Origin of the sequence: Streptomyces sp. NPDC001373, assembly GCF_042895815.1 — a bacterium.
Classification (GTDB): Bacteria; Actinomycetota; Actinomycetes; order Streptomycetales; family Streptomycetaceae; genus Streptomyces.
This window is the reverse complement of sequence record NZ_JBIAWQ010000002.1, coordinates 256346-265732: the sequence shown is the minus strand read 5'-3', so window position 1 is coordinate 265732 and position 9387 is coordinate 256346. Positions and strand designations below refer to the sequence as shown.

Below are 9387 nucleotides of genomic sequence, written 5' to 3'. Positions count from 1 at the left end.
ACACACCCGCCGAGACGGAAACCCCCGCGCCGCAAGCACAGGAAGCCCCCGCGCCGGCCACCGAGCCCGAAGCCCAGCCCGAGGAGACCACCGCCCCCAACCCGGCCGCCGCCGAAGCCGAGCCCGCCGAGCCCGAGGCCCCGGAGGACCCCGAGCCTGCCTCCGCCACCGCCCCCGCTCTGCCGGAGGCCGAGGCCACCGCGCCCGAAGCCGTCGCGGACACCGGGACCCCGGACACACCCGCCGAGACGGAAACCCCCGCGCCGCAAGCACAGGAAGCCCCCGCGCCGGCCACCGAGCCCGAAGCCCAGCCCGAGGAGACCACCGCCCCCGCTCTGCCGGAGGCCGAGGCCGAATCCGTCGCGCCGCAGGTGCAGGAAGCCAAGACCCCCGCGCCGCAGGCGCAGGAGGTTGCCGAGCCCGAGGCAGAGGCCGGGCCCGCGGTCCCCGCGGCGGCGGTGCGGCGTAAGGGCGGGGCCGTCCCTGCGGCGTACAAGGCCGCCGGGCAGGTGCTGCGCGGCAAGGGCAGGACCGGGGCGCGCGCCAAGGTGTACCTCGTCCTCGACCGCTCCGGCTCCATGCGCGGGTTCTACAAGGACGGCAGCGCCCAGTACCTCGCCGACCACGCCCTCGCACTCGCCGCGCACCTGGACGAGGAGGCCACCGTGCACACGGTGTTCTTCTCCACCGAACTCGACGGCACCGCCGACCTGACCCTCGACGGCCACGACGCGGCCTGGGTCGAGGCCCGCCACGCCGAGCTCGGCCGGATGGGCCGCACCAGCTACCACGTGGCCGTCGAGGCCGTCGTCGAGCGGTACCTGAAGGACGGCGGCGAGGGCCCGGCCCTGGTCGTCTTCCAGACGGACGGCGCGCCCGACAACGTCCGCCCCGCCCGCCAGGCGATCGCGGACGCCGCCGCCACCGCCCCCGGCGTCCACTGGCAGTTCGTCGCGTTCGGCGACCACGACGCCAAGGCCTTCGACTTCCTGCGCAAGCTGGACGCCGAGAACGCCGGCTTCTTCCACGCGGGCCCGGCCCCCGCGGAGCTGACCTCGGCCGCCCTCCTCAAGGGCGTCCTCGACCGGTTCTGACGGCCGACGGACAACGGCAGACGGCAGACGGCAGACGGCAACGCGAAGGGCCCGGGATCCGCGAGGATCCCGGGCCCTTCCCGCTACGAGAGCGGCAGCGTCAGCGCGCGGCGTCCGGGTGGACGGCCTCGGCGACCGGCTTGGCGTCGGCGGCCTTCGTCTCGACCGGCTTGCGCACGGCGATGTTGAGCTCGCGCAGGCGGCTCTCCTCCAGCACCGTCGGCGCGCCCATCATCAGGTCCTGGGCGTTGCCGTTCAGCGGGAAGGCGATGGTCTCGCGGATGTTCGGCTCGTCGGCCAGCAGCATCACGATGCGGTCCACGCCCGGGGCGATGCCACCGTGCGGCGGGGCGCCGAGGCGGAACGCCCGCAGCATGCCCGCGAACTCGCGCTCGACCGTCTCGGCCTCGTAACCGGCGATCTCGAAGGCCTTCAGCATGACCTCGGGCTCGTGGTTGCGGATGGCCCCGGAGGACAGCTCGATGCCGTTGCAGACGATGTCGTACTGCCAGGCCAGGATGTCGAGCGGGTCCTTCTCCTCCAGGTCCTTCATGCCGCCCTGCGGCATGGAGAACGGGTTGTGGGAGAAGTCGATCCTGCCCGTCTCCTCGTCCTTCTCGTACATCGGGAAGTCGACGATCCAGCAGAAGCGGAAGACGTTCTCCTCGAAGTGGCCGGCCCGCTTGGCGGCCTCGACCCGGACCGGGCCCATGATCTTCGAGACCTCGTCGAACTCGCCCGCGCCGAAGAACACGGCGTGCCCGGCGGCCAGACCCAGGCGCTCGGTGAGGACCTTGACGTTGTCCTCGGTGAGGAACTTGGCGATCGGGCCGGTCAGCGAGCCGTCCTCGCCCACGCGCACCCAGGCCAGGCCCTTGGCGCCCAGCGAGACCGCGTAGTCGCCGAGGCCGTCGAAGAACTTGCGCGGCTGGTCGGCGGTGTCCGGCACGGCCAGCGCACGCACGTGCTTGCCGGCGAACGCCTTGAACTCCGAGCCCTCGAAGACGTCGGTGATGTCGACGAGCTCCAGCTTGGCGCGCAGGTCGGGCTTGTCGTTGCCGTACTTCAGCATCGACTCGCGGAACGGGATCCGCGGGAACGGCGAGGTGACCTCGCGGCCGTTGCCGAACTCGGTGAAGAGCTCGGTCATCAGCTTCTCGATCGGCTGGAAGACGTCCTCCTGCTCGACGAACGACATCTCCACGTCGAGCTGGTAGAACTCGCCCGGCGAACGGTCGGCGCGGGCGTCCTCGTCACGGAAGCAGGGCGCGATCTGGAAGTACCGGTCGAAGCCGGAGATCATCAGCAGCTGCTTGAACTGCTGCGGGGCCTGCGGCAGCGCGTAGAACCGGCCCGGGTTCAGGCGGGACGGGACGACGAAGTCACGGGCGCCCTCGGGAGAGGTCGCGGTGAGGATCGGGGTCGCCATCTCGTTGAAGCCGAGGGCCACCATCTTCGAGCGGATCGAGGCGATCACGGCCGAGCGCAGCATGATGTTGCGGTGCATGCGCTCGCGGCGCAGGTCCAGGAAGCGGTACTCCAGGCGCCGCTCCTCGTTCACACCGTCGTCGGTGTTGATCGTAAAGGGCAGCGGAGCGGAGGCGCCGAGCACCTCGACCTCGGAGACCTCGATCTCGACCTCACCGGTGGCGAGCTCGGGGTTCACGTTGTCGGTGCCACGGGAAACGACCTTGCCGTCGACGCGGACGACGGTCTCCTTGGTGACGCTGCTGAGGGCCTCGTTCGCCGCGGTGCCGGGACGGGCGACGAGCTGCGTGATGCCGTAGTGGTCACGCAGATCGATGAAGAGGATGCCGCCCAGGTCTCGACGATTGTGCACCCAGCCGCTCAGCCGGACGTCGGATGCGACGTCGGAAGCACGGAGCTCGCCGCACGTGTGGGACCTGTACCGATGCATCACTCATCCAGTTCTACGCGATTTCCAGGTGGACTCAACCGTCCCAAGGTTACCGTCCGGGGAGCCCCACTCACCGGGCGCGCCCGGAGCGCGGCGACAGAGGGCGCCGGACGGGCGTCCCGGCCGGGTGACCTGTCAAGATGGCCGGGTGCGCACCGAGGACGTCCTGGCCGCCATCGCGACCGGCCTGTGGCGGTGGGACAACGCTTCCGGAACGGTCACCCTCGACGGCGAGGCCGCCCGGCTGCTCGGGCTGCCCGCCGAGCCCGTCGTCCTGCCGGAGGCCGCCGCCCGCGCACGCTTCCACCCGGTCGACTGGAACGAGATCAACGGCATCGTCAACCTGGCCGTGGCCGAGGACACCCTCGCCGAGGCCCGGCTGCGGATCATGGACGAGGACGGGCGCGTGCTGCGCACCGTCCGCAGCCGCTCCAAGCCGCTGGAGAACCGCACCGCCGACGGCCGCGTCGACTACGAGCTGGTCGGCACCATCCAGGAGATCGCCGAGCCGCAGCCCGGCACCACGGCCGCGCACACCCCCATCACCGGCGACTGGCGGCGCTCCCGGGAGGCCTTCCTGCTGGACGCCGGCCGGGCGCTGGCCGAGGCGCGGTCGACCGCCGAGGTGCTGCGGGTCGCGGCCTCGCTGTCCATGCCGGGCTTCAGCCCCGACGGGCTGGCGGTCTTCGGGGCGGAGGGCGACCGGCTGTCGGTGATCGGGCACCACGGGCACGCCCCCGGCGACGAGGGCCCCTTCGCGGAGATGGCCCTCGACACGGACTACCCGGCCGCCGAGGCCGTCCGCACCGGGCGGGCGATCTACCTCCCGACACCGGAGGAGTACAGGCGCCGCTTCCCGGTCACCTGGCCCCTCGCCCAGGGCTTCGGCCGGGCCTCCTGGGCCTTCCTGCCGCTGATCGTGGCCGGGCGGACCCTGGGGGCCTGGATGGCCGCGTTCAAGCACCCCGTGTCCTTCTCGCCGGACGAGCGGTCCGTGCTGACGACGGTCGCCCGGATGCTCGCCCAGGCCCTCCAGCGGGCCGGGGTGGCCGAGTCGGAGCGGGAGCTCACCACCGGCCTCCAGCGCTCGATGATGCCCCAGCTGGGCCCCGAGATCCCGGGCATGGCCATCGCCGCCCGCTACGTCCCCACCGGCGGCGGGCTCCAGGTCGGCGGCGACTGGTACGACATGATCCCGCTGCCCTCGGGCCGCTTCGCCCTGGTCATCGGCGACGTCCAGGGGCACGACGTACGGGCCGCCGGGCTGATGGGCCAGCTGCGGATCGCCGTACGGGCCTACGCCTCCGAGGGGCACCGGCCGGACGCGGTGCTCTCGCGCGCCTCACGCTTCCTGGCCGGGCTGTGCTCGGCGCCCGACCCGGACGAGGATCCCCGCGCGGCGTCCGGCGCCGACGCCGACTTCGGCAGCCCGCGCTTCGCGACCTGCCTGTACGTGGAGTGCGATCCGCGGACCGGCACGCTGGAGGTCGCCCGGGCCGGACACCCCGACCCCGTGGTGCGGATGGCCGACGGCACGGTGCTGATGCGGCCGACGGCGGGCGGCCTGCCGCTCGGCATCGTCCCCGACACCGACTACCCCACCACCCGGTTCGCGCTGGAGCCCGGCGAGACGATGATGCTGTGCACCGACGGGCTGATCGAGACCGGCGGGCACGACCTGGACACGGGCTGGGCGCGGCTGCGCGCCATCCTGGAGGGCGACGCGTACGACGCGCGGGCCCGGGCCGCGGCCGGGGAGAGCGGCGCCGCCGAGGACAACCACCTCGAGCGCCTCGCCGACCTGCTGGTCCAGGCCGTGCACGGGCCCTCCTCGCACCACACCACCGGCCCGCTGGCCGACCGCCGCGAGGACGACATAGCCGTGGTGCTGCTGTGCCGCGAGAGCGCGAGCTGCGGCTGCGGGACCGGCGGCGCACACCCCGTGCGGCCCGCCCGGCGCACGATGCTGACCGTGGCCCAGGCCGAGCCGGCCCGGATCGCGGGGGCCCGCCGGCAGGTGCGGGAGCTGCTGCACGACTGGGCGGACGCGGAGCAGGTGGACTCGGCGGTGCTGATGGTCTCCGAGATGGTGACGAACGTGCTGGTCCACACCGACGGCGACGCGCTGCTGGTCGCGGAGGCGACGGGGGAGCTGGGCGAGCGGCGGCTGCGCGTGGAGGTGGCCGACGCGAGCGACGAGCCGCCGCACAAGCGCCACCCCGGCGAGATGGCCTCCAGCGGGCGCGGCGTGCTGCTGATGGAGATGCTGGCCGACGTCTGGGGCGTGGACCCGCGCGGCGCTGGCAAGTCGATCTGGTTCGAGCTGCACGAACGGTCCAAACCGGACGGCGACGAGGACCGGGAGTCACCCCGGCCGTCCATCTGACCGCCCAGTCCCGGAACTCCGGGCACGGCGCCACCGAAAGGCGGACCAGGTCATGCCGGACCCGACGACGCCCCTCCTCCCCGAACCGGCGCGGCGGCACGGCGGCCGCCGTGCCGCTGACGGCCGCGGTGTCCGGTGTCCTGTCGGTGCTCCGGGCCCGCTGGTCCGCCCCGGCCGCGGGGCCCGGGGGCCCGCGTAAGGGGTGGGGTGGGCCCGGCCCACCCCACCCGCTCAGGCCGTCTCCTCCGGCTCCGCCCGCCCCGCGCCGCGGTGGCCGAGGCCGGTCACGTCGGTGCTGGGAACGACGCCCAGGCGGCCCGCCTGGAAGTCGTCGAAGGCCTGCTGGAGCTCGGCGTGGCTGTTCATGACGAACGGCCCGTAGTGCGCCATCGGCTCGCGGATCGGCAGCCCTCCGAGGACGACCACCTCGAAGTTCTCGCTGCGGGAGTCCTGCGCGGCGTCCGCCCGGACGGTCAGGCCGTCGCCGTTGCCGAAGACCACCGTCTGGCCCATCCGGAAGGGCCGCCGGTCGGCGCCCGCCGCACCGCTGCCCGCGAGGCCGTACGCGAGGGCGTTGAAGTCGGACCGCCAGGGCAGCGTGACCTCGGCGCCGGGGCTGACCGTCAGGTGGATCATCGTGATCGGCGTGTGCGTGGCACCGGGACCGGCGTGGCCCGCGAGGTCGCCCGCGATCAGGCGGATCAGGGCGCCGCCGTCCTGCGAGGCGAGCAGCTTCACGGTGCCGCCGCGGATGTCCTGGTACCTCGGCGTGATCATCTTGTCCTTGGCGGGCAGGTTCACCCACAGCTGGAGGCCGTGGAAGAGCCCGCCGGACATGACCAGCTCCTCGGGCGGGGTCTCGATGTGCAGCAGGCCCGAGCCCGCCGTCATCCACTGCGTGTCACCGTTGGTGATGACTCCGCCGCCGCCGTGCGAGTCCCGGTGGATGAAGGTGCCGTCGATGATGTACGTGACGGTCTCGAAGCCGCGGTGCGGGTGCCAGGGGGTCCCCTTGGGCTCGCCGGCCGCGTAGTCCACCTCACCCATCTGGTCCATCATGATGAACGGGTCCAGGTACTCGTACTTGATCCCCGCGAAGGCGCGGCGCACCGGGAAGCCCTCGCCCTCGAAGCCGGAGGGTGCGTCCACCACGCCCAGCACGGGGCGGGCCTGGGCACCTTCGGCGGGAGCGATGACGCGCGGCAGCGCGAGCGGGTTCTCAACAGTCACTGCGGGCATGGTCAGGACCTCCTTCTGGGACGAGAATAGTTGAATCTCGAACTTCCTGCCACCCGCACACAACACGGCACCCCCCGGGACCATTCCCGGGGGGTGCCGTGAGCCGGTGCCGTTACGCCCCTAGCCGTACATACGGCGCATCGCGAAGTCGACCATCTGCTCGACCGCCTTGGCGTCGAAGACCATCCGGTGGTCGCCCTCCATGTCGAGGACGAAGCCGTACCCGGTCGGCAGCAGGTCGATGACCTCGGCGCCGGTGATCACGAAGTACTTGGACTCCTTGCCGGCGTACCGGCGGAGCTGCTTGAGCGTGGTGAACATCGGGATCACCGGCTGCTGCGTGTTGTGCAGCGCCAGGAACCCGGGGGTCTCGCCGCGCGGGCAGTAGACCTTCGAGGTCGCGAAGATCTGCTGGAAGTCCTCGGCGGACAGCGATCCGGTGGTGAAGGCCCGCACCGCGTCGGCGAGCGACGGCGGCGAGGGCTCGGGGTAGAGCGGCTGCTCGCCGTACCCGCCGGCCATCTGCTGCGGGGCGGCGTACTGCTGCTGCCCTGCGCTCACGTTCTGGTCGTAGCCGTACATGGACCGAAGCCTACCGAGCGGCCCCCGCCCCCAGGGACCCTCCAGCCGAACCCGGTTGACGCTGGTCACAGTCGGCGAAGAAGGGTTGCTTCTTATTACTGGTGGGTAGCATCATGAGGTTACCGATTGGTATGTACGAGGAACCTGTCTCCCCGAGCCTTAACGGAGCCGTCGCCATGGGGCACTACAAGTCGAATCTCCGCGACATCGAGTTCAACCTCTTCGAGGTGCTCGGCCGCGAAAAGCTGTACGGCACCGGCCCGTTCGGCGAGATGGACACCGAGACCGCCAAGAGCATCCTGTCCGAGCTGACCCGCCTCGCCGAGAACGAGCTGGCGGAGTCCTTCGCGGACGCCGACCGCAACCCCCCGGTCTTCGACCCGGCCACCAACACCGCCCCGGTCCCGGCCTCCTTCAAGAAGTCCTACGAGGCCTTCATGGACTCGGAGTACTGGCGCCTGGGCCTGCCCGAGGAGATCGGCGGCACCACCTCCCCGCGCTCCCTCATCTGGGCCTACGCGGAGCTGCTGCTCGGCTCGAACCCGGCCGTCTGGATGTACTCCTCCGGCCCGGCGTTCGCCGGCATCCTGCACGCCGAGGGCAACGAGGCGCAGAAGAAGATCGCCCAGATCGCGGTCGAGAAGCGCTGGGGCTCCACCATGGTCCTGACCGAGCCCGACGCCGGCTCGGACGTCGGCGCCGGCCGCACCAAGGCCATCCAGCAGGAGGACGGCTCCTGGCACATCGAGGGCGTGAAGCGCTTCATCACGTCCGGTGAGCACGACATGGAGGAGAACATCCTCCACTACGTCCTCGCCCGCCCCGAGGGCCACGGCCCGGGCACCAAGGGCCTGTCCCTCTTCCTCGTCCCGAAGTTCCACTTCGACTGGGAGACCGGCGAGCTGGGCGAGCGCAACGGCGTCTACGCCACCAACGTCGAGCACAAGATGGGCCTCAAGGCCTCCAACACGTGCGAGATGACCTTCGGCGACCAGCACCCCGCCAAGGGCTGGCTGATCGGCGACAAGCACGACGGCATCCGCCAGATGTTCATGATCATCGAGTTCGCGCGCATGATGGTCGGCACGAAGGCCATCGCCACCCTCTCCACCGGCTACCTCAACGCGCTGGAGTACGCCAAGGAGCGCGTGCAGGGCCCGGACCTGGCGAACTTCATGGACAAGACCGCACCCAAGGTCACCATCACGCACCACCCCGACGTGCGCCGCTCGCTCATGACGCAGAAGGCCTACGCCGAGGGCATGCGCGCCCTCGTGCTGTACACCGCCTCCGTCCAGGACGCGATCCAGCTCAAGGAGGCCGCCGGCGAGGACGCCTCCGCCGAGATCGGCCTGAACGACCTGCTCCTGCCGATCGTGAAGGGCTACGGCTCGGAGAAGTCGTACGCGCTGCTCTCCGAGTCCCTGCAGATCTTCGGCGGTTCCGGTTACCTGCAGGAGTACCCGATCGAGCAGTACATCCGGGACGCCAAGATCGACACCCTCTACGAGGGCACCACGGCCATCCAGGGCCAGGACTTCTTCTTCCGCAAGATCGTCCGCGACCAGGGCGCCTCGCTGAACGTCCTCTCCGAGACGATCAAGAAGTTCCTCGCCGAGGGCGTCGGCGGCGAGGAGCTGGCCCCGGCCCGCGACGCGCTGGCCAAGGCCGCCGTCGACCTGGAGGCCATCGTCGGCCAGATGATCGTCGACCTCACCGCCACCGGCGAGGACGTCAAGAACATCTACAAGGTCGGCCAGAACACCACCCGCCTGCTGATGGCCTCCGGCGACGTGGTCGTCGGATACCTGCTGCTCAAGGGCGCCGCCGTGGCCGCCGAGAAGCTCCAGGCCGCCTCCGCCAAGGACGTGCCCTTCTACACCGGCAAGATCGCCGCCGCGAAGTTCTTCGCCGCGCAGGTCCTGCCGGGCGTCTCGGTCCAGCGCGCGCTGGCCGAGGCCGTCGACAACTCCCTCATGGAGCTCGACGAGGCCGCCTTCTAGTCCGGGCAGCCCCCCTCCCCGTACACGGTGCACGGACGCGGCGGGGGGGCGGCCCCCCCCCGGGGGGGGGGGCGCCCCCCGGCGGGGGGGGGGGGCGCCCCCCCGCGGGGGGGGGGGGGGGGGGTGGGGGGGGGGGCGGGGGGGGGGGTTAGGACCAGGAGCCAC

At 71.7% G+C, this 9387-nt stretch carries 6 protein-coding genes; 3 read left to right on the top strand and 3 right to left on the bottom strand.

Annotated elements, in window-relative coordinates:
- The coding region (locus ACFY15_RS06550) for a VWA domain-containing protein (protein WP_390825109.1) at positions 1-1094 on the top strand (1094 nt) is incomplete at its 5' end.
- 100 nt (positions 1095-1194) lie between these two features.
- Here ACFY15_RS06550 and aspS read toward each other — a convergent pair.
- Entirely contained in the window at positions 1195-3012 is a 1818-nt protein-coding gene (gene aspS / locus ACFY15_RS06545; protein ID WP_390686267.1) for an aspartate--tRNA ligase, read from the bottom strand.
- Between the two features lie 148 nt (positions 3013-3160).
- On the opposite strand from aspS, the gene ACFY15_RS06540 reads away from it, so the two are divergent.
- Positions 3161-5398: a SpoIIE family protein phosphatase gene (locus ACFY15_RS06540; protein ID WP_390686266.1), complete on the top strand. Its 2238-nt coding sequence runs from the start codon at positions 3161-3163 to the stop codon at positions 5396-5398.
- 231 nt (positions 5399-5629) lie between these two features.
- Here the strand turns inward: ACFY15_RS06540 and ACFY15_RS06535 are convergent, their stop codons facing one another.
- Together ACFY15_RS06535 and ACFY15_RS06530 are read right to left on the bottom strand one after the other, a co-directional pair.
- On the bottom strand, positions 5630-6637 hold the full coding sequence (locus tag ACFY15_RS06535; RefSeq protein WP_366449930.1) for a pirin family protein: 1008 nt from the start codon (positions 6635-6637) through the stop codon (positions 5630-5632).
- A gap of 120 nt (positions 6638-6757) precedes the next feature.
- Positions 6758-7219: an SseB family protein gene (locus ACFY15_RS06530; protein ID WP_390686265.1), complete on the bottom strand. Its 462-nt coding sequence runs from the start codon at positions 7217-7219 to the stop codon at positions 6758-6760.
- Between the two features lie 176 nt (positions 7220-7395).
- Here ACFY15_RS06530 and ACFY15_RS06525 point away from each other — a divergent pair, with 176 nt between their 5' ends.
- The gene (locus ACFY15_RS06525) at positions 7396-9222 is read left to right on the top strand and encodes an acyl-CoA dehydrogenase (RefSeq protein WP_390686386.1); all 1827 of its coding nucleotides are present in this window, start codon (positions 7396-7398) and stop codon (positions 9220-9222) included.
- Positions 9223-9387: the final 165 nt, after the last annotated feature.

Bases quoted from the DNA above. Each gene is read 5' to 3' on its own strand.
- ACFY15_RS06535 (WP_366449930.1), bottom strand. From the start codon at position 6,637: ATGCCCGCAGTGACTGTTGAGAACCCGCTCGCGCTGCCGCGCGTCATC.
- ACFY15_RS06530 (WP_390686265.1), bottom strand. From the start codon at position 7,219: ATGTACGGCTACGACCAGAACGTGAGCGCAGGGCAGCAGCAGTACGCC.
- aspS (WP_390686267.1), bottom strand. From the start codon at position 3,012: ATGCATCGGTACAGGTCCCACACGTGCGGCGAGCTCCGTGCTTCCGAC.
- ACFY15_RS06525 (WP_390686386.1), top strand. From the start codon at position 7,396: ATGGGGCACTACAAGTCGAATCTCCGCGACATCGAGTTCAACCTCTTC.